The sequence below is a fragment of the Chiayiivirga flava genome, assembly GCF_014202825.1.
GTDB lineage: Bacteria > Pseudomonadota > Gammaproteobacteria > Xanthomonadales > Xanthomonadaceae > Chiayiivirga > Chiayiivirga flava.
This window is the reverse complement of sequence record NZ_JACHHP010000001.1, coordinates 276,242-300,986: the sequence shown is the minus strand read 5'-3', so window position 1 is coordinate 300,986 and position 24,745 is coordinate 276,242. Positions and strand designations below refer to the sequence as shown.

23 protein-coding genes and 1 tRNA gene are annotated in these 24,745 nt (G+C 67.4%); 23 read left to right on the top strand and 1 reads right to left on the bottom strand.

The window, feature by feature from the left end; all coding sequences use genetic code 11:
• Positions 1-3: 3 nt before the first annotated feature.
• The gene (locus HNQ52_RS01310) at positions 4-1,017 is read left to right on the top strand and encodes an XdhC family protein (RefSeq protein ID WP_183959020.1); all 1,014 of its coding nucleotides are present in this window, start codon (positions 4-6) and stop codon (positions 1,015-1,017) included.
• The gene (locus HNQ52_RS01305) at positions 1,014-1,616 is read left to right on the top strand and encodes an NTP transferase domain-containing protein (RefSeq protein ID WP_183959018.1); all 603 of its coding nucleotides are present in this window, start codon (positions 1,014-1,016) and stop codon (positions 1,614-1,616) included. The genes HNQ52_RS01310 and HNQ52_RS01305 overlap by 4 nt, the downstream gene beginning before the upstream one ends.
• A 26-nt stretch (positions 1,617-1,642) precedes the next feature.
• Here the strand turns inward: HNQ52_RS01305 and HNQ52_RS01300 are convergent, their stop codons facing one another.
• Positions 1,643-2,452, bottom strand: coding sequence for an SDR family NAD(P)-dependent oxidoreductase (locus HNQ52_RS01300; RefSeq protein WP_183959016.1), 810 nt, complete (start codon positions 2,450-2,452; stop codon positions 1,643-1,645).
• A gap of 284 nt (positions 2,453-2,736) precedes the next feature.
• Here HNQ52_RS01300 and HNQ52_RS01295 point away from each other — a divergent pair, with 284 nt between their 5' ends.
• The 21 genes from HNQ52_RS01295 (at position 2,737) to nuoN (ending at position 24,481) form a co-directional block, all read left to right on the top strand.
• Complete coding sequence (locus tag HNQ52_RS01295; protein WP_183959014.1) at positions 2,737-3,423, top strand: methylamine utilization protein; 687 nt, start codon at positions 2,737-2,739, stop codon at positions 3,421-3,423.
• Positions 3,424-3,436: 13 nt separating this feature from the next.
• Positions 3,437-5,785, top strand: a complete 2,349-nt coding sequence (locus HNQ52_RS01290; RefSeq protein WP_246387522.1) for a putative bifunctional diguanylate cyclase/phosphodiesterase — start codon at positions 3,437-3,439, stop codon at positions 5,783-5,785.
• 9 nt (positions 5,786-5,794) lie between these two features.
• Complete coding sequence (locus HNQ52_RS01285; RefSeq protein WP_183959010.1) at positions 5,795-6,658, top strand: DUF3034 family protein; 864 nt, start codon at positions 5,795-5,797, stop codon at positions 6,656-6,658.
• Positions 6,659-6,665: 7 nt separating this feature from the next.
• Positions 6,666-7,163: a group I truncated hemoglobin gene (locus HNQ52_RS01280; RefSeq protein ID WP_183959008.1), complete on the top strand. Its 498-nt coding sequence runs from the start codon at positions 6,666-6,668 to the stop codon at positions 7,161-7,163.
• Between the two features lie 55 nt (positions 7,164-7,218).
• Entirely contained in the window at positions 7,219-7,977 is a 759-nt protein-coding gene (tpiA, locus tag HNQ52_RS01275) for a triose-phosphate isomerase (protein ID WP_183959006.1), read from the top strand.
• 20 nt (positions 7,978-7,997) lie between these two features.
• A complete protein-coding gene (gene secG, locus HNQ52_RS01270; RefSeq protein WP_183959004.1) occupies positions 7,998-8,495 on the top strand; it encodes a preprotein translocase subunit SecG in 498 nt (165 codons plus the stop codon).
• Between the two features lie 53 nt (positions 8,496-8,548).
• A tRNA-Leu gene (locus HNQ52_RS01265) sits at positions 8,549-8,633 on the top strand.
• Between the two features lie 401 nt (positions 8,634-9,034).
• On the top strand, positions 9,035-9,391 hold the full coding sequence (locus HNQ52_RS16990; RefSeq protein ID WP_343059216.1) for an NADH-quinone oxidoreductase subunit A: 357 nt from the start codon (positions 9,035-9,037) through the stop codon (positions 9,389-9,391).
• A 4-nt stretch (positions 9,392-9,395) separates the two neighbouring features.
• The gene (locus tag HNQ52_RS01255; protein WP_183959002.1) at positions 9,396-9,938 is read left to right on the top strand and encodes a NuoB/complex I 20 kDa subunit family protein; all 543 of its coding nucleotides are present in this window, start codon (positions 9,396-9,398) and stop codon (positions 9,936-9,938) included.
• A gap of 37 nt (positions 9,939-9,975) precedes the next feature.
• On the top strand, positions 9,976-10,746 hold the full coding sequence (locus HNQ52_RS01250) for an NADH-quinone oxidoreductase subunit C (RefSeq protein WP_183959001.1): 771 nt from the start codon (positions 9,976-9,978) through the stop codon (positions 10,744-10,746).
• 3 nt (positions 10,747-10,749) lie between these two features.
• Positions 10,750-12,003 (top strand): NADH-quinone oxidoreductase subunit D, encoded by a 1,254-nt coding sequence (locus tag HNQ52_RS01245; protein ID WP_183958999.1) that lies wholly within the window; start codon positions 10,750-10,752, stop codon positions 12,001-12,003.
• A gap of 151 nt (positions 12,004-12,154) precedes the next feature.
• Positions 12,155-12,682 carry an NADH-quinone oxidoreductase subunit NuoE gene (gene nuoE / locus HNQ52_RS01240; protein ID WP_183958996.1) on the top strand — a complete coding sequence of 176 codons (528 nt, stop codon included), beginning with the start codon at positions 12,155-12,157 and terminating at the stop codon, positions 12,680-12,682.
• Positions 12,683-12,699: 17 nt separating this feature from the next.
• The gene (nuoF, locus tag HNQ52_RS01235; RefSeq protein ID WP_183958994.1) at positions 12,700-14,049 is read left to right on the top strand and encodes an NADH-quinone oxidoreductase subunit NuoF; all 1,350 of its coding nucleotides are present in this window, start codon (positions 12,700-12,702) and stop codon (positions 14,047-14,049) included.
• A gap of 190 nt (positions 14,050-14,239) precedes the next feature.
• On the top strand, positions 14,240-16,579 hold the full coding sequence (gene nuoG / locus HNQ52_RS01230; protein ID WP_183958992.1) for an NADH-quinone oxidoreductase subunit NuoG: 2,340 nt from the start codon (positions 14,240-14,242) through the stop codon (positions 16,577-16,579).
• 2 nt (positions 16,580-16,581) lie between these two features.
• Positions 16,582-17,661, top strand: a complete 1,080-nt coding sequence (gene nuoH, locus HNQ52_RS01225; protein ID WP_183958990.1) for an NADH-quinone oxidoreductase subunit NuoH — start codon at positions 16,582-16,584, stop codon at positions 17,659-17,661.
• Between the two features lie 9 nt (positions 17,662-17,670).
• A complete protein-coding gene (gene nuoI, locus HNQ52_RS01220; RefSeq protein ID WP_183958988.1) occupies positions 17,671-18,159 on the top strand; it encodes an NADH-quinone oxidoreductase subunit NuoI in 489 nt (162 codons plus the stop codon).
• A 7-nt stretch (positions 18,160-18,166) separates the two neighbouring features.
• Positions 18,167-18,781: an NADH-quinone oxidoreductase subunit J gene (locus HNQ52_RS01215; RefSeq protein WP_183958986.1), complete on the top strand. Its 615-nt coding sequence runs from the start codon at positions 18,167-18,169 to the stop codon at positions 18,779-18,781.
• Positions 18,781-19,089, top strand: coding sequence for an NADH-quinone oxidoreductase subunit NuoK (gene nuoK, locus HNQ52_RS01210; RefSeq protein WP_183958984.1), 309 nt, complete (start codon positions 18,781-18,783; stop codon positions 19,087-19,089). The genes HNQ52_RS01215 and nuoK overlap by 1 nt, the downstream gene beginning before the upstream one ends.
• 268 nt (positions 19,090-19,357) lie before the next feature.
• Positions 19,358-21,478 (top strand): NADH-quinone oxidoreductase subunit L, encoded by a 2,121-nt coding sequence (gene nuoL, locus HNQ52_RS01205; RefSeq protein ID WP_425486457.1) that lies wholly within the window; start codon positions 19,358-19,360, stop codon positions 21,476-21,478.
• 21 nt (positions 21,479-21,499) lie between these two features.
• Positions 21,500-23,011 carry an NADH-quinone oxidoreductase subunit M gene (locus HNQ52_RS01200; protein WP_183958982.1) on the top strand — a complete coding sequence of 504 codons (1,512 nt, stop codon included), beginning with the start codon at positions 21,500-21,502 and terminating at the stop codon, positions 23,009-23,011.
• A 15-nt stretch (positions 23,012-23,026) separates the two neighbouring features.
• A complete protein-coding gene (nuoN, locus tag HNQ52_RS01195; protein ID WP_183958980.1) occupies positions 23,027-24,481 on the top strand; it encodes an NADH-quinone oxidoreductase subunit NuoN in 1,455 nt (484 codons plus the stop codon).
• The last annotated feature ends 264 nt before the right edge of the window (positions 24,482-24,745 follow it).

Genomic DNA, 24,745 nt, shown 5'->3' with positions numbered 1-24,745 from the left:
GCCGTGGACGGCGCCGATACGTCACCCGTCCTCGACACGGCCGCCGGCAGCGGCGGCCGGCGCGCACTTGTCGAGCGGCTCCTCGAGGCGATGCACGATGGCCGGACGGCCGTGCTGGGGCTCGTGGTCGCGACCGAAGGCTCGACCTATGCCAAGCCCGGCGCCGCGCTGCTGTTCGGCGATGGCGCCCTGCGCCACGGCTGGATCAGCGGCGGCTGCCTGGAACCCGGACTGGAAGCCGACGCGCAGGCCGTCGCCGCATCCGGGCAGGTCCGCTGCATCGCGCTCGATACGCGCGGCGACGAGGATCTGTTGTTCGGCAGTCGCATCGGTTGTCGCGGGTTGCTGCATGTCGCGCTGCTGCCGGTCGCGTCGCTGCGATCACTGCAGGCACCGTTGCGCGCCTGGTGCACGCGCGATGTCGCGCTGCAGCTGGTGCTGACGCGGGCGCACCTGCGCATCGCCTGCAGCGACGGCGGCGATGCCGCCGAGGCGGTGCTGGCATGGGACCGGACCGAGGCTGCGGTACCGGCCGACGGCTGGACGTTGCACTGGCCCGCCGCACCGCGCCTGCTGCTGTTCGGCGCAGGCCCCGAATCGTCGACGCTGCTGCCGTGGCTGCGTCGCCTCGGATGGTATGTCGATCTGGTCGAGCGTCGCCCGCGCTGGCGCGGCGCCGGTGCGCTCGCGGACCGCCTAATCGACCTCGCGCCGGCGTCGGTGCCCGTCGCGCGTAGTGGCTATGCCGCGGCGCTGGTGATGCACCACGATTTCGAGCTCGACCGCGAGGCCCTGGCCGCACTGGCCGCTGCGCCGCCGGCATTCGTCGGGCTGCTCGGGCCGCCGGCGCGCCGCGACGACCTGCTGTCCCTGCTCGATGCACCCGCGCGCGCGGCGCTGGCCGGGCCGCTGCACGCGCCGGTGGGACTGGATCTCGGCGGCCGCGGGCCGGAGTCGATCGCGCTGGCGATCGTGGCGCAGCTGCAGGCGCGGGTGATGGCGGTACGCGCAGCGTGACGTCGCGTCCGCCGCACGCCGCGTTGCTGCTGGCGGCCGGGGCAAGTCGCAGGCTCGGTCAGCCCAAGGCCCTGTTGCGACGCGACGGGGAACCATTGGTGCGGCGCGTCGCGCGCCTGCTGCTGGAGACCGCTCCGTCGGAGTGCGTGGTGGTGGTCGGCGACGGGCACGATGCGATTTCGCAGGCACTCGCTGGATTGCCCGTGCGCGTGGTGCCGAACCCGGACTGGCGCGACGGCCTGTCCGCGTCGCTGCGGCGCGGCGCCGAGGCCCTGGCCGCGCACGCGGGCAGCACGCTGATCGCGACGCTCGACCAGCTGCACCTGGACGCCGCCCACCTGTGTGCCCTGCGCGACGCGCCGGATCCCGCGCGCGACGCCGTCAGTGCCTACGCGGGCACCTGCGGCGTGCCGGCGCGCGTGTCCCGCGCGACGCTGGACGCGGCCCGCACGCTCCGCGGCGATCGCGGTTTCGGCGTCCGATGGGCAACGCTGCGGCCGCCGCCGCACCGCATCGTATGCGAGGCGCTCGCGTTCGATCTCGACACACCGGACGACCTCGCCCACGCGCGGGCGCAGGGCTGGATCGACCCGGCGTAGATGCGGTGCCGACCGCGTCGCGCGGCTCAGCGCGCGTCGCGGATCCGGCCGGTGTTCTTCGCCATCAGCCGTCGCGCGGCGGCGTCCGGCAGATGCTTGATCACCTGCCGCAGCACCTTGTAGCCCAGGCCCGGCACCACGATCGCCCGGCCGGCGTCGGCACCGTCGACGCCCTGGCGCGCCACCTCGTCGGTGTCGAGCCACATCCACTTCGGCAGCTGCGAGACGAGGCCGCGGGTGCCGGTCACGTCGTGGAATTCGGAGTAGGTGAAGCCCGGGCACAGCGCGCACACGCGCACGCCCGCCGCGGCGTTCTCCAGCGCCAGCGATTCGCTGAACTTGATCAGGTAACTCTTCGCGCCGGCATACAGCGTCTGGCCGCGCGATCCGGGCGACAGGCCGGCGAAGGACGCCACGTTGAGGATGCGGCCGGCGCCGCAGGCGCGCAGGCCCGGCAAAAAACGCCAAGTCAGCTCGGTGATCGCGCCGATCATCACCTGCAGGAACTGCGCGTGCACGGTCCAGTCGGACGCGAGGAAACTGCCGGGCACGCCGTAGCCCGCGTTGTTGACCAGCGTGCCGACCTGCAGCCCGCGCTCGCGCACGCGCTCGAACAGATGCAGCGGCGCATCGGGTCGCGCCAGGTCCGCGGGGATCACGACGCAGTCGACGCTGCCGCGCAATTGGTCCGCGAGCGCGTCGAGCCGATCTTCGCGCCGTGCGGTGAGGATCAGCGGCGTGCCGCGCCGTGCGTACTCGCGCGCGATGGCGGCACCGATGCCGCTGGAAGCGCCCGTGACGAGCGCGTGATTCCGAGAGGGGTCGATTGCGGACATGCAGACCTGCGGCAGGACGGAGGAATCGGCCGGCGCCGCGGCGCCGGAAACAATTGTTGACGCCGCAGCGGGCGGACGGACGGGCCCGCGGGCGGCCGTGCAGGATGCGCGAACCGCCGTCGGCAACCGCACCGCGACTCGGTGCCGGCGCAGTCGGATGCGCAGCGCCGGCGAAGCGACGCGCATCCGGCACGCACCGCTGCACGTACACGCAATGTAAACGATTGCAGGCCGCAGGGAGTCAGGCTACGTTGCGCGCGTCGATGGGGGGGTGGATGGTCGGGATGGAGCGGACGCGCGCGCGGCACGCAGCGTGGTTCCGCCTCTGCGCGTATGCGTCGGGGCTGGCGTGTGCGTGGCCGTCGCAGGCCGCCGAGGTGCGGGTGAGCGTGCGCGGCGACGCGGCGGCGCTGTCCGATGCGGTGGTCAGCCTGCACCCGGAGCTGCCGATGACATTGCCGCCGGCCACGGCCGAGATCGACCAGGTCGACGCCACCTTCGTGCCCGCGGTGCTGCCGGTGACGGCGGGGACGCGCGTGTCGTTCCCCAACAGCGACGACACGCTGCACCAGGTCTATTCGTTCTCGCCCACCAAGCGGTTCGAGCTGCCGCTGTACTCGGGTCGCACCGCCGCGCCGGTGACGTTCGAGACACCCGGCGTGGTGTCGATCGGCTGCAACATCCACGACTGGATGCTGGCGCACATCGTGGTGCTCGACACGCCGTATTTCGCGCGTACCGATGCACGGGGGCAGGCGCGGATCGAGGCGCCTGCCGGCCGCTACCGGCTCGAGGTCTGGCACGCGCGCGGCCAGCCGCAGCCCGCATCGCAGATGCTGGACATCGCCGATGCCGCGCCCATCGAGCGCACCATCGACATGGTGCTCGCACCGCCGCCGCCGCCACGCGCCGGCAACGAGCGTCTGCGCGCGCTGCAGGAGAAGTTCCGCAGCCTCGGCCGCGGCGGCTGAGGCGGCCGTGGCGCTGAAGACCTTCCGCTTCCGCAGCAAGATCATCGCGCTGCTGGTGCTGCTCGTGCTCGGCGCGCAGGCCGCGACGTTCGCCGTGGTGCAGGTGGTCACCGAACGCAGCGTGCGCGCCGAACTCGAAGACCGCCTGCGTGCCGCCGAGCGCATCTGGCAGCGCTTCCACGAGGTGCGCGGCACGCGCGTGCGCGATTCGGTGATGCTGCTGGCGGACGATTTCGGCTTCCGCGCCGCGGTCGCGAGCGGCGACGAGCCGACGATGCTGTCGGCACTCGCCAACCAGAGCGTGCGACTGAACGCGGACCTGGGCGCGCTGCTGCGCCCCGACGGCACCCTGCAGAGCAGCCTGTCGACGGCCGCGGCCGAGCAGCAGCAGGCGGCGCTGGCGCCGCTGCTCGACCGTGCCCGCACGGACGGCAGTGCCGTGGCGGTGGTGGCGCTCGACGATGTCCTGTACCAGGTGGCGCTGGTGCCGGTGATGGCGCCGACGCTGGTGGGCTGGGTGGCGCTGGGTTCGCGTCTGAACGCGCAGTACACCGTGGTGTATCGCGATCTCACCGGCTTCGACGTGAGCCTGGCGCGGGTGGAGGGCGAACGGCTGCGCGTCTACGCATCGAGCCTGGATCCGCAGAGCGCCGCGCTGCTGGCACAGCAGACGCAGCTGACCCGCGACCTCGGTGCGCTGCGCGAGGTGCGTCTGCAGTCCGCGCGTGCGTTCGTCGTCACGCAGCAGGTCACCGCTGCGCCGTTGCCGGTGGTGGCGGTGCTGCAGGGATCGCTCGACACCGCGATGGCGCCGTATGCCGCGCTCAAGCGCCGCATCCTCGTGCTGTCGGGACTCGCGGCGCTGCTTGCGCTGATCGTCGCGGTGCTGCTGGCGCGCAGTGTCAGTCGCCCGGTCGGCGAACTGGCGGAGGCCGCGTTGCGCATCGAGCACGGCGACTACAGCCGCCTGCCGCGCATGCGCGGCAAGGACGAACTCGCGCGGCTCGGATCGGCGTTTGCACGCATGCAGGAAGGCATCGCCGAACGCGAGGCCAAGATCGTGTTCCAGGCCACGCACGACGCGCTGACCGGCCTGCCCAACCGCGCCCGCGCGGTCGAGGCGCTGGAGTCGGCCATCCGGCGCTGCCAGCGCGAGGGCGGCGGCTGCGCGGTGGTGATGCTCGACCTCGACCGCTTCAAGGAAATCAACGACACGCTCGGACACGCGTTCGGCGACCGGGTGCTCGTCGAGGCCGCGCGCCGGCTGCGCGACGCCACCCTGCCGGGCGACCTGGTCGCCCGCCTGGGCGGCGACGAATTCTTCGTGCTGCTCGACAACGCCGACCCGCAGCGCGTGCGCGAGCGCGCCGCCGACGTGCTGGCCCAACTGCGCCGCCCGCTGGAGCTGCCCGACACGCGCATCCATCTGGACGCGAGCCTCGGCGTGGCGCTGCATCCGCAGCACGGGGCCGATGCGCAGACGCTGCTGCGCCGCGCCGACATCGCGCTGTACGAAGGCAAGCAGCAGCGCAGCGGCGTGGCGCTGTACCGCGACGGCTCCGACGAGATCCACCTGCGCCGCCTGACCCTGCTTGCGGACCTGCCGCGCGCGATCGAGCGCAACCAGTTCGACCTGCATTTCCAGCCCAAACTCGAACTCGAGCACGGCCGCGTGGTGCATGCCGAAGCGCTGCTGCGCTGGACACATCCCGTGCTCGGCGCGATCGGTCCCGACGAATTCGTGCCGCTCGCCGAGCATTCGGGTTTCATCCATGCAATGACGCGCCACGTGCTCGACCGCGCCCTGCTGCACAACGGCCTGTGGCGCGAGCAGGACCTGGACCTGGGCATCGCGGTGAACCTGTCGGCGATGGATCTGATGGACGTGGATCTGGTCGACTTCATCGACCAGGCGCTGCGCCGCCACGCGGTGCCGCCCGGGCGCCTGATCCTCGAGCTGACCGAAAGCGCGCTGATGCGCGACGTCGACTACGCCGTGCGCATGCTGCATCGCCTGCGCGGCGTCGGCGTGCGCCTGTCGATCGACGACTTCGGCACCGGGTATTCCTCGCTCGCGCAGCTCAAGCGCCTGCCCGTGGACGAGCTGAAGATCGACAAGAGTTTCGTCATGCAGCTGTCGGAAGGCAGCGACGATGCCGTCATCGTGCGTTCGACGATCGAGCTGGGCCACAACATGGGCCTGAGCGTGATCGCCGAAGGCGTGGAGGACGACCGCAGCCTGGCACTGTTGCGCCGCTTCAACTGCGACATGGTGCAAGGCTTCCTGTTCAGTGCGCCGATGCCGGGCGAAGAACTGCTCGGCTGGCACGCCCGTTTCGTCGCGGCCCCGCGCGAGGCCTGAGGAGTATCCATGATCGACATCCGCCGTGTCTGCGCTGTTGCGCTGCTGCTGGCCGCAAGTGCCGCCGCACGTGCCGACGACGGTCGCCTGCTGGCCACCGGCGGCGCGACGATGGTGGAGGGCAGCGCCGGCGGCGGCATCGTGCCGTGGGCGGTGCTCGCCGGCTACGGCACGCGCGACGAAAGCGGCGGCACCGCCTTCGTCACCCGCGTCGACAGCGGCGACTATGCCCTCAACGGCTACGGCGTGGCCTACACCTTCCGCAACCGGATCGAGCTGTCGCTCGCGCGCCAGCGGTTCGATCTGGGCGAGCTGCGCCGCCGGCTCGCGCTGCCGTACGAGGCGCTGGAGCAGGACATCGTCGGCGCGAAGCTGCGGCTGGGTGGCGACCTGGTCTACAGCGCGATGCCGCAGATCAGTCTCGGCGTGCAGCACAAACGACTGCGCGACGATGCGCTGCCGCTCGCGGTGGGCGCGCGCGATGGCAGCGGCACCGACATGTATCTCAGCGCGACCAAACTCTGGCTGGACGCGGCCGGCGGCTATCCGCTGTTGCTCAACGGCACGCTGCGGTCGACCCGCGCCAACCAGATCGGCCTGCTCGGCTTCGGCGGCGACCGCAAGGGCGGGCGCTCGCTGGTGTTCGAAGGCTCGGCGGCCGTGCTGCTCGCGCCGGAGCTTGCACTGGGCATCGAGTATCGCGAGAAGCCCGACAACCTCGGCTTCGCGCGCGAGGACGCCTGGCGCGACGCCTTCGTGGCATGGTTTCCGAACAAGCGGATCGCCGTGGTCGCGGCCTGGGCCGATCTGGGCAGCATCGCCACGCTCGATCGCCAGCGCGGCGGTTATCTTTCCGTGCAGCTGAGCTACTGAGGCCGGCATGGCATCGATCGCGCGCATCGCGCCGTTGCTCGTGCTGCTGCTCGCGCAGGGCTGCGCCACGCCGCCGCGTTCGCTCTACGCGGACCTCGGCGGCCGCGACGGCGTCGATGCGATCGCGCTCGAACTGTTGTCGCGCACGTCCGACGACAGCCGCATCGCGCACCATTTCCGCAACGCGAACATCGTGCGGCTGCACGAGAAACTGGTCGAACTGATCTGCGTGGAAGCCGGCGGTCCCTGCGTCTACAGCGGAGCCTCGATGGCGGAGGCGCACGCCGGGCGCGGCCTGACCGAAGCGGACTTCAATGCGCTGGTGGAAAATCTCATCGACGCGATGGAGTCGCTGGACGTGCCGCGGCGCGCGCAGTTCCGCCTGCTCGAGCGACTGGCGGCGATGCACGGCGAGGTGCTCGCACCGCCGCGCCCGCGGCAGGCGCGCGACGACGCGGCATCGCCGCCGCAGGATCCGACGGCGGCGCACCGTTCCGGCAGGTGACGCTGCGGGCGCGCGTCGCTATCCTCGCGCTCCATACCGCACCCACGGAATCGCCATGCGCCGCAGACTCGTCGCCGGAAACTGGAAGCTGCACGGCAACCGTGCCTTCGCGCGCGGCCTGCTCGACGCGGTGCTCGCCGGCTCGCGTCCGGCCGACGTGGAGGTGGCGATCCTGCCGCCGGTGCCTTACCTCAGCGAGCTGATCGAGCGCTATGGCAATGCCGGGCTCGCCTTCGGCGCGCAGGATGTCAGCGCAAACGTCGAAGGCGCCTACACCGGCGAGGTATCGGCCGCGATGCTGCTCGACGTGGGTTGCCGCTACGGACTCGTCGGCCACTCCGAGCGCCGTCACCTGCACGGCGAAAGCAATGAGCTTGTCGCGGAAAAATTCGTCGCGGCAAAGAAGGCCGGGCTGGTGCCGATCCTGTGTGTCGGCGAAACCCTGCACCAGCGCGAGGCCGACCAGACCGAATGGGCCATCTGCCGCCAGCTCGAACCGATCTTCGCGCTCGGCGCGAACGTGCTCGACGGCGCCATCCTGGCGTACGAGCCGGTGTGGGCCATCGGCACCGGCCGCACCGCCACGCCGGCGCAGGCGCAGGGCGTGCACGCCGCCATCCGTAGCGAAATCCGCGCACTTGATGCTAAGATTGCCGACTCGCTGCCGATCCTCTACGGCGGCAGCGTGAAACCCGCCAACGCCGCCGAGCTGTTTGCACAGCCGGACGTCGATGGCGGCCTCATCGGGGGCGCGTCCCTCGTGGCCAAGGATTTCCTGGACATCGTCGCCGCGGCGACGGTGTCCTCCCGGTAAGCGCACGTCGCAAGAGCCTCATGATTCTTACGCTAGCCAATGTGTTGTTCGTCCTCGTGGCCGTGGCCATGATCGTGCTGATCCTGCTGCAGCGTGGCGCCGGTGCCGCCGCGGGTTCGGGTTTCGGCGCGGGTGCGTCTGCCACGGTGTTCGGTGCGCGCGGCGCCTCGAACTTCCTCTCCAAGAGCACCGCGATCCTCGCTGCGATCTTCTTCCTCCTGAGCCTGGGCATGGCGGTCTATCTGCACAAGACCGCGGGCTCGGCCGCCGGCACGCAGGATCTGGGCATCATGGGCACGCTGCCGCCCGCGGCGACCGAGGTTCCCGCCGGCGATGCGACGCCTGCGCCCGCCGCGGCGAACGGTGCCGCCGCGACGCCGGCCGAAGTTCCGGCCGCGCCCGTCGACGTCGCTCCGTCCACCGATGCCGCAGCGCCCGCCACCGGCGACGCGCCGGTCGAACAGGCAGCGCCGGCCGTCGAAGCCGCGCCGCAGAACGAGGATGACAACGGCGGCTGATTCGCCGTAGACTTCGCGCCCCGCCGGCCACGGCGGCGGCATGAGCAACACCTGCCCAGGTGGCGGAATTGGTAGACGCACTACCTTGAGGTGGTAGCGCCGTAAGGTGTGGGGGTTCGAGTCCCCCCTTGGGCACCAACGCAGAGGTTCGCGCATCGGATGCGATGCGCGGGCCGATCGAATCGACCCGCGCCCGTCGCGGGTTTTTTTGTGCCCGGGATTTGTGCCGCGCGCGCACGACATCGCACGATTGCGCCCTCGTTGCGGTTGCTCCGCGCGAGAGGCGCATGCGACAATTGGCTGTCACGTTCCGGCTCGCGTTGCGCATCGCAGCACGGTCGGCAAACGCACAGAGCAAGCTTCGCACAGGCCCCGGAACGGGCCACCGCGTTTCGCCAGCAGACGGTGCCGCCACGCCGCGACACACGCCCGCCATCGACGCGCGAGCACGACGCCCGCTCGACACCGATGCGCGCCACCCGGCGCGCCGCAGCAACTCCAGGGTCGCACCGGCGGCCGCGAAGCGAGGCGAGAACGACGTGCTGGGCGAATATCTGCCGATCCTGCTGTTCCTGATCGTGTCCACCGGCATCGCGGTGGTGCTGCTCACCGTCGGCTGGCTGCTCGGCCCCAAGAATCCCGAATCCGAGAAACTCTCGCCCTACGAATGCGGCTTCGAGGCTTTCGAGGACGCGCGCATGAAGTTCGACGTGCGCTACTACCTGATCGCCATCCTGTTCATCGTGTTCGACCTGGAAATCGCCTTCCTGTTTCCGTGGGCGGTCGTGTTCCAGGAGATCGGCGCGACGGCCATCTGGGCGATGGCGATCTTCCTCGGCATCCTGACCATCGGATTTGCCTACGAATGGAAAAAAGGCGCGCTGGAGTGGGAGTGATCCGATGAGTCTCTCGCAGATCTTCCACAACCCCGAACCGATCGGCCGCGTCGACGACATTCTTCGCCCCGAGGGCGACAACCCGCTGCTCGAGCGCGGGTTCGTCACCACGTCCGTCGATACGCTGGTCAACTGGGCCCGCACCGGCTCGATGTGGCCGATGACTTTTGGTCTTGCCTGCTGCGCGGTCGAGATGATGCACGCCGGCGCCGCGCGCCTGGACCTCGACCGCATGGGCGTGATCTTCCGTCCGAGCCCGCGCCAGTCCGACGTGATGATCGTCGCCGGCACCCTGGTCAACAAGATGGCCCCGGCGCTGCGCAAGGTCTACGACCAGATGCCGGACCCGAAGTGGGTCATTTCGATGGGCTCCTGCGCCAACGGCGGCGGCTATTACCACTACTCGTACGCGGTGGTGCGCGGCTGCGATCGCGTGGTGCCGGTGGATGTCTACGTGCCGGGCTGCCCGCCGACGGCCGAGGCGCTGATCCACGGCATCCTGCAGCTGCAGAAGAAGATCCGCCGCACCAACACCATCGCGCGCTGACGCGCGACCGCCACCGATCCAAGGACCCACACGCGCCATGCCCGAGCAGGCCCAATCTTTCGCCGATCGCCTCCGCGCCCGCTTCGAGGGCAAGGCGACGGTGCGCGAGGATCGCGGCGAAACCACGTTGGTCGTGCTGGCCGAGGCCTGGCTCGATGTCGCGCGCACGCTGCGCGACGACGCCGAGTTCCGCTTCGATCAGCTGATCGACATCAGCGGCGTCGATTACCTTAGCTACGGTGACGACGAGTGGGACACCGACGACGTGTCGAGCGAAGGTTTCTCGCGCGGCGTCGAAGGGCAGGGCCCGGGCCGCTTCAAGTGGGCCGATCGCCCGCGTCCGGCCGGTATTGCCAACCGCTTCGCCGCGGTCGCGCACCTGCTGTCGGTGCACCATAACCGCCGCGTGCGCATCAAGGCCTTCTGCCCGGATGAAACGCTTCCGGTCATCGCCTCGCTCGTCGACATCTGGCCGGTGGCCAACTGGTTCGAGCGCGAGGCCTTCGACCTGTTCGGCATCGTCTTCGAGGGCCATCCGGACCTGCGCCGCATCCTCACCGATTACGGTTTCGTCGGCCATCCGTTCCGCAAGGATTTCCCGCTGATCGGCAACGTCGAAGTGCGTTACGACGCCGAGAAGGGCCGCGTGGTGTACGAGCCGGTCTCGATCGAACCGCGCGTGCTGGTGCCGCGCGTGGTGCGCAGCGACTCGCGCATGCAGGCCGCCGGCGCCGAGCGCGTGAGCCTCGTCACGCAGAACACCGGCAACAACGCCGAGTCCGCGCCCGCCGCGGCGGTGGAAAAATAAGCCATGCAGGAAATCCGCAACTACACGATGAACTTCGGCCCGCAGCATCCCGCTGCGCACGGCGTGCTGCGCCTGGTGCTGGAGATGGACGGCGAGGTCGTGCAGCGCGCCGATCCGCACATCGGCCTGCTGCATCGCGGCACCGAGAAGCTGGCCGAGAGCAAGCCGTTCAACCAGTCGATCGGCTACATGGATCGCCTGGATTACGTCTCGATGATGTGCAACGAGCACGCCTACGTGCTGGCCATCGAACGCCTGCTCGGGATCGAGGCGCCGGAACGTGCGCTGTGGATCCGCACGATGTTCGACGAGATCACGCGCATCCTCAACCACCTGATGTGGGTCGGCACCAACGGCCTCGATCTGGGCGCGATGGCGATGTTCCTCTACGCCTTCCGCGAACGCGAAGAGCTGATGGACTGCTACGAAGCGGTGTCGGGCGCGCGCATGCACGCAACCTACTACCGTCCGGGCGGCGTGTATCGCGACCTGCCGGACGTGATGCCCAAGTACAAGGAATCGCCGTGGCGCAAGGGCGCGGAGCTCAAGCGCGTCAACGAATGGCGTGAAGGTTCGATGCTGGATTTCCTCGACGCCTTCGCGCAGGACTTCCCGCACCGCATCGACGAATACGAGACCCTGCTCACCGACAACCGCATCTGGAAACAGCGCACCGTCGGCATCGGCGTGATCCCGCCGGAGAAGGCGCTGGCGTGGGGCATGACCGGCCCGATGCTGCGCGGCTCGGGCATCGCGTGGGACCTGCGCAAGAAGCAGCCGTACGCGAAATACGCCGAAGTCGACTTCGACATCCCCGTCGGCGTGGGCGGCGACTGCTATGACCGCTACCTCGTGCGCGTGGAAGAGATGCGCCAGTCCACGCGCATCATCAAGCAGTGCGTCGACAAACTGCGCACGCTGAAAGGCCCGGTCACGCTGCACAACTACAAGGTGATTCCGCCGTCCCGCGAGGAAATGAAGGACGACATGGAAGCGCTCATCCACCACTTCAAACTCTTCACCGAAGGGTATGTGGTGCCGGAAGGCGAGGTGTATGCCGCGGTCGAGGCGCCGAAGGGCGAATTCGGCGCCTACATCGTCAGCGACGGCGCCAACAAGCCGTTCCGCCTGAAGCTGCGCGCCCCCGGCTTCGCGCATCTGTCGTCGATGGACGCGGTGGTGCGCGGCCACATGCTGTCCGACGTCGTGGCCATGATCGGCACGTACGATGTCGTGTTCGGGGAGATCGACCGATGAGAAGCCGGGATTCGGGATTCGTGACTTGTGATTCGCTGAAGCGGCGTGCGTCGCGTCAGCGTTTTGCGTGCGAATCCTGCACGTCGTCGACAGCAGCGATCGCCGGCTCTTTCGAATCACAAGTCACGAATCACGAATCACGGTTCTTCGTATGAAAGCCACCGGCAATTTCGAAGCGGTGAAAGACGTCGACCCGATGGTCGTGCTCACCGCGCACGTGCGCGAACACCTCGACCACTGGGTGGCCAAGTTCCCGCCCGATCGCAAGCGGTCGGCCGTTATTCAGGGCCTGTTCGCCGCGCAGGAATCGAACGGCGGCTGGCTGACGGACGAACTCATCGCCGCGGTGGCCAAGTACCTCGACATCCCGCCGATCTGGGCCTACGAAGTGGCCACGTTCTACTCGATGTTCGAGACCAGCCCGGTGGGCCGTAACAACGTCGCGATCTGCACCAACATCAGCTGCTGGCTCAACGGCGCCGAAGACATCGTGCGCTACTGCGAGAAGAAGCTCGGCACCAGGCTGGGAGAAAGCACCGCCGACGGCCGCATCTACCTCAAGCGCGAGGAAGAATGCCTCGCCGCGTGTGCCGGTGCGCCGATGATGGTGGTCAACGGTCATTACCACGAGAAGCTCGACACCGCGAAGGTGGACGAGATCCTCGACGGGCTGAAGTAGGATTCCGAAGAAACCTCATGGCACACGGTCACCACTCCTATCTCGACCAGCGCGGCGCCGTCGGCCCCATGCCGCAGGACCACAACGTGGTCCTCACCACGCTGCACTTCGACCAGCCGTGGTCGTACGACAGCTACCTGAAGGCCGGCGGTTACCAGGCGTTGCGCAAGATCCTCACCGAGAAGACCGACCAGGTCGCGATCATCGACGCGGTGAAAGCCTCGGGCCTGCGCGGCCGTGGCGGTGCAGGCTTCCCGACCGGGCTCAAGTGGAGCTTCATGCCGCGCACCGCGCCCGGCCAGAAGTACATCCTCTGCAACTCGGACGAATCCGAACCGGGCACGTGCAAGGACCGCGACATCCTGCGCTACAACCCGCATGCGGTGATCGAAGGCCTCGCGATCGCGTGTTACGCGACCGGCTCGACGGTTGCGTACAACTACATGCGCGGCGAATTCCACCATGAGCCGTTCGAGCGCATTGAGCAGGCGCTGAAGGATGCCTACGCCAACGGCTGGCTCGGCAAGAACATCCTCGGCTCCGGCATCGACATCGACATCCACAACGCGCTCGGCGCGGGTGCCTACATCTGCGGCGAAGAAACCGCGCTGATGGAATCGCTGGAAGGCAAAAAGGGCCAGCCGCGCTTCAAGCCGCCGTTCCCGGCCAACTTTGGCCTGTTCGGCAAGCCGACGACGATCAACAACACCGAAACCTACGCGTCCGTGCCGGCGATCCTGCGCAACGGCGCGGAGTGGTTCCTCAACCTCGGCAAGCCCAACAACGGCGGCCCGAAGGTGTTTTCGGTGTCCGGCCACGTCAACAACCCGGGCAATTTCGAGATCCGTCTCGGCACCTCGTTCGCGGACCTGCTGCAGATGGCCGGCGGCGTGCGCAACGGCAACAAGCTGAAGGCCGTGATCCCCGGCGGTTCGTCGATGCCGGTGCTGCCGGCCGAGACGATGATGGCCTGCACGATGGATTACGACTCGCTGCAGAAGGCGGGCTCGGGCCTCGGCTCCGGCGCCGTCATCGTGATGGACGAAACCACCTGCATGGTGCGTGCGACGCAGCGCATCAGCCGCTTCTACTACGCCGAATCCTGCGGCCAGTGCACGCCTTGCCGCGAAGGCACCGGCTGGATGTACCGCGTGCTGACGCGCATCGTCGATGGCAAGGCCACGCTCGATGACATCAACCTGCTGAAGGCCGCCGCGGGCCAGATCGAAGGACACACCATCTGTGCGTTCGGTGAAGCCGCTGCGTGGCCGGTGCAGGGGATGCTGCGGCACTTCTGGCACGAGTTCGAGTACTACGTGAACAACGGGCGCTCGATCGTTGATGCGCAGGTGGGGGTGGCGGCGTGATCGACGTTCAGGGCGAAACAACGTCGCTGGGTCCCGGCGTTCGCCGGGACGACGGGCGTTTTCATTCGACGTTCTCGGACCGCCTGACCCTCGGTCATTTCCCCTCCGTCGTCCCGGCGAACGCCGGGACCCAGCGACGTTGGCTCCTTGCTGACGCGCCGCACCGCCACACCGCACCCGGAGCCGCCGCATGAGCGCGCAGCCCATCAACCCGAACACGCCCCCCGACCACGTCAACATCGAGATCGACGGCGTCGCGATGACCGCGCCGAAAGGCTCGATGATCATCCACGCCTCCGACAAGGCCGGCATCCCGATCCCGCGCTTCTGCTACCACGAGAAGCTGCCGATCGCGGCCAACTGCCGCATGTGCCTCGTCGACGTGGAAAAGGCGCCAAAACCCATGCCCGCCTGCGCCACGCCGGTGATGGAAGGCATGAAGGTCTACACCCAGACCAAGCGCGCGCTCGACTCGCAGCGCAACGTCATGGAATTCCTGCTGATCAACCACCCGCTCGACTGCCCAATCTGCGACCAGGGCGGCGAGTGCGAGCTGCAGGACGTGGCCATGGGCTACGGCCGCTCTGTCAGCCGCTTCACCGAAAGCAAGCGCGTGGTGCCGGACGAGAACATCGGCCCGCTGGTCGCCACCGACATGACGCGCTGCATCCACTGCACGCGTTGCGTCCGCTTCGTGTCCGAGATCGCCGGCACCTACGAGCTCGGCGGCATGAGCCGCGGCGAGAACCTCTCGATCGGCACCTACATCGGCAAGAACATCGACAGCGAGCTGTCGGGCAACATCATCGACGTGTGCCCGGTCGGCGCGCTGACGAACAAGCCGTTCCGTTTTCGCGCCCGCGCCTGGGAACTGGTCGCGAAGGAATCGATCGGTTACCACGACGCACTCGGCTCCAACCTCTACCACCATGTGCGCCGCGGCGAAATCCTGCGCAGCGTGCCGCGCGACAACGAAGCCGTGAACGAGGCGTGGCTCTCGGACCGCGATCGTTATGCCCACACCGGCCTGCGCGCGAGCGATCGCGTGGCGATGCCGATGCTGCGCGACGGTGCCAACTGGCGCGAAGCCAGCTGGGATGAGGCGCTCAAGCGCACCTCCGAACTGCTCGCCGCCAACAAAGGCGACGACCTCGGCATGCTGGTCAACCCTGCCACGACGAACGAAGAAGGCGCGCTGCTCGCCCGCATCGCGAAGCACCTCGGCACCGGCAACCTCGACCACCGCCTGCGCACCGCGGACTTCGCCGACGCCCCCGTCGCGCAGCCGTTTGCGATGCCGCTGGCCGAGATCGAAACCGTCGGCGCCGTGCTGCTGATCGGCTGCAACCCACGGCATGAAGCACCGCTGCTCAACCACCGCATCCGCAAGACCGCGACGCGCGGCGCCAAAGTCTTCGCGCTCAATCCGATCGACTTCGACCTGAACTACCCGGTGGCGCAGAAGCGTATCGTCACGCCGAACGCGATGGTCGACGCGCTGCTGTCGCTGGCCCGCGCGGCAGGCGAGGGCGGCACCGCCACGCCGCCGGCCGGCATGGCCGACGCGCTCGGCCGCGCCGAGTCCGACGATTTCGCCAAGGCGATGATCGCCTCGCTGCGCGATGCATCGAGCGCCGTCGTCATCCTCGGCGAAAGCGCGCTGAACCACCCGCAGGCCTCGTGGCTGCGCGCGCTCGCGCAGCACATCGCCGACAGCACCGGTGCACGCCTCAACGCGCTGCCGCAGGGCGCCAACGCGATCGGCCTCGCACGCAACGGCGTGCTGCCGACTGCACGCGATGCACAGGCGATGCTGGCGCAGCCGCGCAAGGCCTACGTGCTCTACGGCGTCGACCCCGCGCACGATCTCGCGGATTCCACCGCCGGCCTCAAGGCCTTCGCGCAATCGACGGTTGTCGCGTTCGCGGCCTACGCGGACGAAGCGCTCAAGCGCGTCGCCCACGTGATCCTGCCGATCGGCCTGCTGCCGGAAATCGACGGCACGCTGATCAACGCCCTCGGCGATGCACAGCGCGTCACGCCCGCCGTGAAGGCCCCGGGCGAAGCGCGTGCCGGCTGGAGCGTGCTGCGTGCGCTCGGCGAAAAACTCGCTGCACCCGGTTTCGACTTCGTTGACTTCACCGACATGCAGGCCGGCCTCGGCATCCCGCAGGACGTCGCCAGCGGCACCGGTCTCGCGTCGCGCGACACCACCACCAGCGAAGGCTGCCTCCAGCGCATCGCCACCACCGCCATCTACCGCGCCGACGCCGTGCTGCGCCGCGCCGCGCCGCTCAACGCGCACACGCTCACGCGTGGCGCCCGCATCGTGCTGCACCCGGACGATGCCGCAGCACGTGAACTGGCCAGCGGCGCACTTGCCAAGGTCGACGACGGCCGCGGCACCGCCACGCTGCCGATCGAAACCAGCGCCCGCGTGCCGCGCGGTGGCGCGTGGATCGAAACCGGCTACGACGCCACCGCGCCCATCGCCGGCGCCGGCGCCATCCTGAACGTGTCGAGGGCCTAAGCGTGTTCGAACTGCTGAGCCAACCGATCGGCCTGCTGCGCGAGTTCTTCCTCGCCTTCGGCACCGTCGGCCTGCTGGTCTGGACGGTGATCAAGATTCTCGTGGTCACCGTGCCGCTGATCGTCTGCGTCGCGTTTTTCACCCTGTGGGAACGCAAGGTCATTGGCTGGATGCACGCGCGCCACGGGCCGGTGTACGTCGGCCGCATCTTCGGCATCGGCCTGATCCAGCCGTTTGCCGACGTGTTCAAGATGCTGTTCAAGGAACTGCTGGTGCCCAGCAGTGCGCACCGCTTCCTCTACAAGCTCGCACCGGTGCTCGCGCTGGCGCCGGCCTTCGCGGCCTGGGCCGTGGTGCCGTTCGAGGACGGCATCGTGCTCGCCGATATCAACGCCGGCCTGCTGTACCTGCTCGCGATGACCTCGATGGGCGTGTACGGCGTGATCCTCGCCGGCTGGGCCTCGAACTCGAAATACGCGTTCCTTGGCGCGATGCGTTCCGCCGCGCAGGTGGTGAGCTACGAAATCGCGATGGGCTTCGCGCTCGTGGGCGTGCTCGTGTGCGCGGGCAGCCTCAACCTGTCCGAGATCGTGCGTGCGCAGGCGGGCGAGGGCGGTCTGTTCGACTGGTTCTGGCTGCCGCTGTTCCCGCTCTTCGTCGTCTATTACATCTCCGGCGTGGCCGAGACCAACCGCGCCCCGTTCGACGTGGCCGAAGGCGAATCGGAAATCGTCGCCGGTTTCCACGTGGAATATTCCGGCGCGGCGTTTGCGGTGTTCTTCCTCGCCGAATACGCCAACATGATCCTGATCAGCTTCCTCACCGCGATTCTGTTCGCGGGCGGCTGGCTGTCGCCGTTCCCGTCCTCGTGGGGCATCCTCGGCGCGCCGGGCATCTGGTGGCTGCTGATCAAGGCCCTGTTCTTCGCCTTCCTCTTCCTGTGGTTCCGCGCCACGTTCCCGCGCTACCGCTACGACCAGATCATGCGTCTGGGCTGGAAGATCTTCATTCCCATCACCCTCGTCTGGGTCCTGGTCGCCGCGTGCTTCGTGCACTGGGGCTGGGTCCAGGCAGGCGTCTGAGGTCAGCACATGAATCGCGTTTTTGGCTACCTGCGCAGTCTGCTGCTGATCGAGCTGCTGGCGGGCCTGTGGTTGACACTGAAGTACTTCGTCAAACCGAAGTACACGGTCAACTATCCGGAAGAAAAGATCCCGATGTCGCACCGCTTCCGCGGACTGCATGCGCTGCGCCGTTATCCCAACGGCGAGGAACGCTGCATCGCGTGCAAGCTGTGCGAGGCCGTGTGCCCGGCGCTGGCGATCACGATCGACTCGGAGCCGCGCGCCGACGGCACGCGCCGCACCACGCGTTACGACATCGATCTGTTCAAGTGCATCTACTGCGGTTTCTGCGAAGAAAGCTGCCCGGTGGATTCCATCGTGGAGACCCACATCCACGAATACCACTTCGAGAAGCGCGGCGAAAACGTCGTGAACAAGCTCCAGCTGCTCGCCATCGGCGATCGCCTGGAATCCGAGATCGCCGAGCGCAAGGCGCTCGATGCGGCGTACCGCTGAGGCCCGCATGTCCGTCGAACTGATCGCCTTCTATCTCATTGGTGCCATCACGGCGGCGTCCGCGCTGGCCGTGATCACGGTGCGCAATCCCGTGTACGCGGTGCTGTGCCTGGTGCTGACGTTTTTCTCCAGCGCCTGCCTGTGGCTGCTGCTGCAGGCCGAGTTCTTGGCCATCGCGCTGGTGCTGGTCTACGTCGGCGCGGTGATGGTGCTGTTCCTGTTCGTGGTGATGATGCTCGACATCAAGATCGATCCGATCCGCGAAGGCTTCGCGCGCTACCTGCCGGTGGCAGGCCTCGTCGCGGTGATCATGGCGGCCGAAATGTTCACGCTCATCGGCGTGAACCGGCTGCGCCAGACCATCGATCCGGCGAACCCGGCGCTGGTCGACAACGGCTCGAACATCGAGTGGATCGGCCGTGCGATGTTCACCGACTATCTGCTGCCGTTCGAGATTGCCGGCGTGATCCTGACGGTGGCGATCATCGCGGCGATCACGCTGACGCTGCGTCGCCGCCCGGGCACCAAGCACCAGGATGCGGGCCGGCAGGTGCAGGTGCGCGCGGAGGATCGCGTGCGCCTGATCAAGATGGACGCCGAGACCAAGGGGCAGAACCCGTGATGACGCTTTCGCTCGGCCACTACCTCGCGCTCGGCGCGCTGCTGTTCTGCATCAGCGTCGCGGGCATCTTCATCAACCGCAAGAACATCATCGTGCTGCTGATGGCCATCGAGCTGATGTTGCTGTCGGTCAACATGAATTTCATCGCGTTCTCGCGTTACCTCGGGGACGCGTCGGGCCAGGTGTTCGTGTTCTTCATCCTGACGGTGGCGGCGGCGGAAGCCGCGATCGGATTGGCGATCCTCGTGGTGGTATTCCGCAACCGCAGTTCGATCAACGTGGCGGAGCTGGATTCGATGAAGGGCTGAAAGCTCCGTCGTCCCGGCGAACGCCGGGACCCAGCGACGTTGGCCCTGGCCTCCGTCATGGGACGCCGGAAAAGCGAGCGCCACTGGGTCCCGGCTTCCGCCGGGACGACGGTGGGATGGAGTGAGTGGAACGGGCAGCTCGCAGCGCCAATAAGGCTGCAGCGATAGTCCTGAGTAACACCAGAGTCTTCAACATCGCATTCAGTATCCGCGTCACGATCACACCCGCACCACCAAGCAACGCCCGCGCAGACGCAACGGAATCTTCATAGTGATATCGCAAAACATCCTGCTGACCATCGCGCTCGCGCCGCTTTTCGGCGCCATCGTCGCCGGCTTCTTCGGTCGCCAGATCGGACGCGCGGGCGCGCATTGGGTCACGATCCTCGGCGTCGCGATCTCCTGCGCCCTGTCGATGAAGGTGCTGTACGACCTGGTCTACGGCGGCGCGCCCACGTTCAACCAGAACGTCTACACCTGGTTCGAGATCGGCAGCTACTCCGCGCATGTCGGATTCCTGGTCGACCGCCTCAGCGCGATGATGATGGTGGTGGTCACGTTCGTCAGCCTGCTCGTGCACATCTACACCATCGGCTACATGGCCGACGACGACGGCTACCAGCGTTTCTTCAGCTACATCTCGCTCTTCACCTTCTCGATGCTGATGCTGGTGATGAGCAACAATTTCATGCAACTGTTCTTCGGCTGGGAAGCGGTGGGCCTGGTCTCGTACCTGCTGATCGGTTTCTGGTTCAAGCGGCCGACCGCGATCTTCGCGAACATGAAGGCCTTTCTCGTCAACCGCGTCGGCGATTTCGGCTTCCTGCTCGGGATCGCGGCGGTCCTGTACTGGTTCGGTACGCTCGACTACGGCACCGTGTTCGCGAACACGGCCGTCATCGAAGGCAAGTCGTTCGCGCCGTGGGACGGTGCGTCGTGGGCCATCCCGACCTTCATCGGCGTCTGCCTGTTCATCGGCGCGATGGGCAAGTCGGCGCAGGTGCCGCTGCACGTGTGGCTGCCCGATTCGATGGAAGGCCCGACGCCGATTTCCGCGCTGATCCATGCCGCAACGATGGTGACCGCCGGCATCTTCATGGTCGCGCGCATGTCGCCGATCTACGAACTGTCCGAGACCGCGCTCGCCTTCGTGCTGTTCATCGGCGCAACGACGGCATTCTTCACCGGCCTCATCGGCATCGTGCAGAACGACATCAAGCGCGTGGTGGCCTATTCGACGCTGTCGCAGCTCGGCTACATGACCGTCGCGCTCGGCGTCTCGGCCTACGCCGGCGCGGTGTTCCATCTGATGACGCATGCCTTCTTCAAGGCGCTGCTGTTCCTCGCGGCAGGTTCCGTGATCATCGGCATGCACCACGAGCAGGACATGCGCAAGATGGGCGGTCTGCGCAAGTACATGCCGGTCACGTGGATCACGTCCTGGATCGGCACCCTGGCGCTGGTCGGCACGCCGTTCTTCTCGGGCTACTACTCGAAGGACAGCATCATTCTCGCCACCGAAGCTGCGGCGCACTCCGGCGGCTGGGTGCAGGTGTACGCGAAGTGGGCGGTGCTGCTGGGCGTGTTCGTCACCAGCTTCTACAGCTTCCGCCTGCTGTACCTCACCTTCCACGGCAAGGAACGTTTCCGCGACGCGCATGCGCATGACGACCACGCGCACGCCGATGCACAGGGCAGCACCGCCAAGGTGGGCCACGAGGAAGCCGTGGGGCACGACAAGCACGCGGTCGAAGGCCACCACGTACACGATGCGCATGCACACGACGACCACGATCACCACGGCCCGGTCGAGCCGCACGAATCGCCGTGGGTGGTCACTGTTCCGCTGATCCTGCTCGCGATCCCGTCGATCCTGATCGGCTACTTCACCGTCGGGCCGATGGTGTTCGGCGACTGGTTCGGCAACGCCATCGTCGTTCGCGAGGCGCACGACACACTCGCGATCGTCGGCGAAGAGTTCCACGGCCCGCTTTCGTTCGGCCTGCACTTCATCGCCTCGCCGGTGTTCTGGCTGGCGTTCGCCGGTTTCGCGCTCGCCACCTTCATCTACCTCTTCAAGCCGGCGGTGGCGACCCAGGCCAGCAAGCTGTTTGCATTGCCGATCCGCGTGCTCAACAACAAGTACGGCTTCGACGATCTGTGGATCAAGGGCTTCGCCGGCGGCGGCGTCAAGCTCGGCCGCTTCTTCTGGAAGCGCGCGGATGCCGGTCTGATCGACGGCGTCGTCGTCAACGGTTCCGCCACGCTCGTCGACCGCATCTCCGGCATCGTCCGCACGCTGCAGTCCGGCATGCTCTATCACTACGCCTTCGCCATGATCCTGGGTCTGATCGCGCTGCTCGGCGCGCTGATCTGGGCGGTGCGCTGAGAAATTCGAGGACGCGACACGATGTTTTCCCAGCAAACCCTGCTGAGCCTTCTGATCTGGGTTCCGATCGTCGGCGGCGTTGCCACGCTCGCGTTGTCGGGCAAGTCGAACGCGGCGCGCTGGTTTGCGCTGCTGGTGGCGCTCGCGACGCTCGCGTTGAGCGTGCCGCTGTACACGCAGTTCGATCCGTCCGTCGCATCGATGCAGTTCGTGCAGAACATCGCGTGGATCTCCGAGTACGGTATCCGCTACCACTTGGGCGTCGACGGCATTTCGGTCGCGTTGGTGATCCTGACCACGTTCACCACGGTGCTGGTGCTGATCGGCGCGTGGACGTCCATCGAGGATCGCATCGCCGAGTACATGGCCGCGTTCCTTATCCTCGAAGGCCTGATGGTAGGCGTGTTCTGCGCGCTCGACGCGATCCTGTTCTACGTGTTCTTCGAGGGCATGCTGATCCCGATGTTCATCATCATCGGCGTCTGGGGCGGTCCGCGCCGCGTGTACGCGTCGATCAAGTTCTTCCTGTACACGTTCCTGGGCTCGGTCTTCATGCTGGTGGGGCTGATCTACCTGTATATGAAGGGCGGCAGCTTCCAGCTCGCGGACCTCTACGCGCTGCCGCTGACGCGCACGGAACAGATGTGGATCTTTTTCGGGTTCCTGATCGCGTTTGCGGTGAAGGTACCGATGTTCCCGGTGCACACCTGGTTGCCCGACGCGCACGTCGAGGCGCCGACCGGCGGCTCGGTGATCCTTGCGGCCATCATGCTGAAGATCGGCGGCTACGGCTTCCTGCGCTTCGCCATGCCGATCACGCCGGACGCCGGCCACGAGTGGGCCTGGCTCGTCATCGCGCTGAGCCTCATCGCGGTGGTGTACGTCGGCCTCGTGGCGCTGGTGCAGGAAGACATGAAGAAGCTGATCGCGTATTCGTCGATCTCGCACATGGGCTTCGTCACGCTCGGCATCTTCATCGCGTTTGCGCTGGTGCGCGACGCGGCCAACACCGACGGTGCGGAGCTTGGCCTGCAGGGTGCGATGGTGCAGATGATCTCGCACGGTTTCATTTCCGGCGCGATGTTCTCGTGCGTGGGCGTCGTGTACGACCGCATGCACACCCGCATGATTCGCGACTACGGCGGCGTCATCAACACGATGCCGTGGTTCGGCGCCTTCTTCGTGTTCTTTGCGATGGCCAATTCCGGCCTGCCGGGCACGTCGGGCTTCGTCGGCGAATTCATGGTCATTCTCGCCGCGTTCCAGCACAATTTGTGGGTGGCTGCGCTTGCCGCGCTCACGCTCATCATCGGGGCGGCGTACACGCTGTGGATGGTGAAACGCGTGCTGTTCGGCGAGGTCGCCAACGCCAACGTGGCGGCGCTCAAGGACATCGACGCACGCGAAGCCCTGGTGCTCGGTGCGTTCGCTGTCGGCGTGCTCTTCTTCGGCCTGTATCCGAAGCCGCTCACCGACCTGATGGACGCCTCCATCGTGCAACTCGCGGCGCAGCTCGCCGCGTCCAAGCTGTAAGGGCAGGAACCGACGATGCTCACTTCCGCCGATTTCCTCCCGCTGCTGCCGGAAATCTTCCTGGCCTCGGCCACCTGTGTGCTGCTGCTGGTGGACCTTTTCATCAGCCAGCAGCGACGCGGGTTGACGCATTTCCTTGCGCTGCTGATCCTCGCCGCGGCCGCGGTACTGACGTTGCGCAACGGCGGAACCACCGCCGCCGTCAACGCCAGCGCGTTCGGCGGCATGTTCCTGCGCGACGGGTTGGGCGATGTACTCAAGCTCTTCATCTACCTGGTGACGGGCGCGGCGTTCGTGTACGCCAAGCCTTATCTGGTCGACCGTGGCCTGTTCCGCGGCGAGTTCTACCTGCTGTGCCTGTTCGCGGTGCTCGGCATGATGTTCCTGGTGTCGGCCGGCAATCTGGTCACCGTCTACCTGGGCCTGGAACTGCTCGCGCTGTCGCAGTACGCACTGGTGGCGCTCGACCGCGACAGCCGGCTCGCGTCGGAAGCGGCGATGAAGTATTTCGTTCTCGGCGCGCTGGCCTCGGGCATGCTGCTGTACGGCATGTCGATGCTTTACGGCGCCACCGGCACGCTCGACCTTGCGAGCATCTATCCGCTGGCGGCGCAGGCCGCGGGCGAGTCGCGCATCCTGCTGCTGTTCGGCGTGGTGTTCGTCGTCGTCGGGATCGCGTTCAAGTTCGGCGCGGCGCCGTTCCACATGTGGCTGCCGGACGTCTACCAGGGCGCGCCGACGGCGATCACGTTGTTCATCGGCTCGGCGCCCAAGCTCGCCGCCTTCGGCATGACCTACCGCCTGCTCGAGAACGGCGCCGGTGCGCTGGATGCCGACTGGCGCATCATGATCGCCTGGCTCGCGGTGCTGTCGCTCGCCATCGGCAACATCGTCGCCATCGCGCAGACCAACCTCAAGCGCATGCTGGCCTACTCGACGATCTCGCACGTCGGTTTCCTGTTCCTGGGCATCGCCAACGGCACGCCGGACGGCTATGCGGCCGCGATGCTGTACGCCATCTGCTACGCAATGATGTCGGCCGGTGCCTTTGCCGCGATCATCCTGCTCTCGCGCAAGGGCTTCGAAGCCGAGAACATCTCCGATTTCAGCGGCCTGTTCCGCAGCCATCCGTGGCACGCGGGCATGGTGTTGCTGCTGATGGCCTCGCTCGCCGGCTTCCCGCCGCTGTTCGGGTTCTGGGCCAAGCTCGCGGTGATCCAGGCGGCGATCGACGGCGGCATGCTGTGGCTCGCGATCGTGGCCATGGTGTTCGCGGTGATCGGCGCATATTACTACCTGCGCGTGATCAAAGTAATGTTCTTCGACCGCGCGTCCGACGACGTGCGCGTGGTGCCGGTGGCGGACGTGCAGGTGCGCTGGCTGCTGAGCGCGAACGCGCTGTTGATGCTGGTGCTGGGCGTGTTCTGGAGCCCGCTGCTGGATCTGTGCGTTCAGGCGGTGCAGGGCTAGGACGGTCAACGCTGGGCCGCGAGCGTCCACTGTCCGGCCCACGCGCGCCGGACGTAGGTTCAGCCTCGACGGTTCCAGCCTCGAATTCTTCTCCCGCCGGGAGAAGATGCCGGCAGGCAGATGCGGGCGAGTCGCAGGTTCGGGCGTGGACCTGGGTTGCGAGGCAAGCACGGCCGCTTCGACGACGCTCCAAAAAAGGCCTGCGGGGATCCTCGCGTGGCGCCCTCATCCGCCCTTCGGCACCTTCTCCCGCGGGGAGAAGGA

Excerpts from the sequence above, each read along its gene's own strand:
- HNQ52_RS01300 (WP_183959016.1), bottom strand. The coding sequence starts at position 2,452 with ATGTCCGCAATCGACCCCTCTCGGAATCACGCGCTCGTCACGGGCGCT.
- HNQ52_RS01295 (WP_183959014.1), top strand. The coding sequence starts at position 2,737 with ATGGAGCGGACGCGCGCGCGGCACGCAGCGTGGTTCCGCCTCTGCGCG.
- HNQ52_RS01285 (WP_183959010.1), top strand. The coding sequence starts at position 5,795 with ATGATCGACATCCGCCGTGTCTGCGCTGTTGCGCTGCTGCTGGCCGCA.
- HNQ52_RS01280 (WP_183959008.1), top strand. The coding sequence starts at position 6,666 with ATGGCATCGATCGCGCGCATCGCGCCGTTGCTCGTGCTGCTGCTCGCG.
- tpiA (WP_183959006.1), top strand. The coding sequence starts at position 7,219 with ATGCGCCGCAGACTCGTCGCCGGAAACTGGAAGCTGCACGGCAACCGT.
- secG (WP_183959004.1), top strand. The coding sequence starts at position 7,998 with ATGATTCTTACGCTAGCCAATGTGTTGTTCGTCCTCGTGGCCGTGGCC.
- HNQ52_RS01255 (WP_183959002.1), top strand. The coding sequence starts at position 9,396 with ATGAGTCTCTCGCAGATCTTCCACAACCCCGAACCGATCGGCCGCGTC.
- HNQ52_RS01250 (WP_183959001.1), top strand. The coding sequence starts at position 9,976 with ATGCCCGAGCAGGCCCAATCTTTCGCCGATCGCCTCCGCGCCCGCTTC.
- HNQ52_RS01245 (WP_183958999.1), top strand. The coding sequence starts at position 10,750 with ATGCAGGAAATCCGCAACTACACGATGAACTTCGGCCCGCAGCATCCC.
- nuoE (WP_183958996.1), top strand. The coding sequence starts at position 12,155 with ATGAAAGCCACCGGCAATTTCGAAGCGGTGAAAGACGTCGACCCGATG.
- nuoF (WP_183958994.1), top strand. The coding sequence starts at position 12,700 with ATGGCACACGGTCACCACTCCTATCTCGACCAGCGCGGCGCCGTCGGC.
- nuoG (WP_183958992.1), top strand. The coding sequence starts at position 14,240 with ATGAGCGCGCAGCCCATCAACCCGAACACGCCCCCCGACCACGTCAAC.
- nuoI (WP_183958988.1), top strand. The coding sequence starts at position 17,671 with ATGAATCGCGTTTTTGGCTACCTGCGCAGTCTGCTGCTGATCGAGCTG.
- HNQ52_RS01215 (WP_183958986.1), top strand. The coding sequence starts at position 18,167 with ATGTCCGTCGAACTGATCGCCTTCTATCTCATTGGTGCCATCACGGCG.
- nuoK (WP_183958984.1), top strand. The coding sequence starts at position 18,781 with ATGACGCTTTCGCTCGGCCACTACCTCGCGCTCGGCGCGCTGCTGTTC.
- HNQ52_RS01200 (WP_183958982.1), top strand. The coding sequence starts at position 21,500 with ATGTTTTCCCAGCAAACCCTGCTGAGCCTTCTGATCTGGGTTCCGATC.
- nuoN (WP_183958980.1), top strand. The coding sequence starts at position 23,027 with ATGCTCACTTCCGCCGATTTCCTCCCGCTGCTGCCGGAAATCTTCCTG.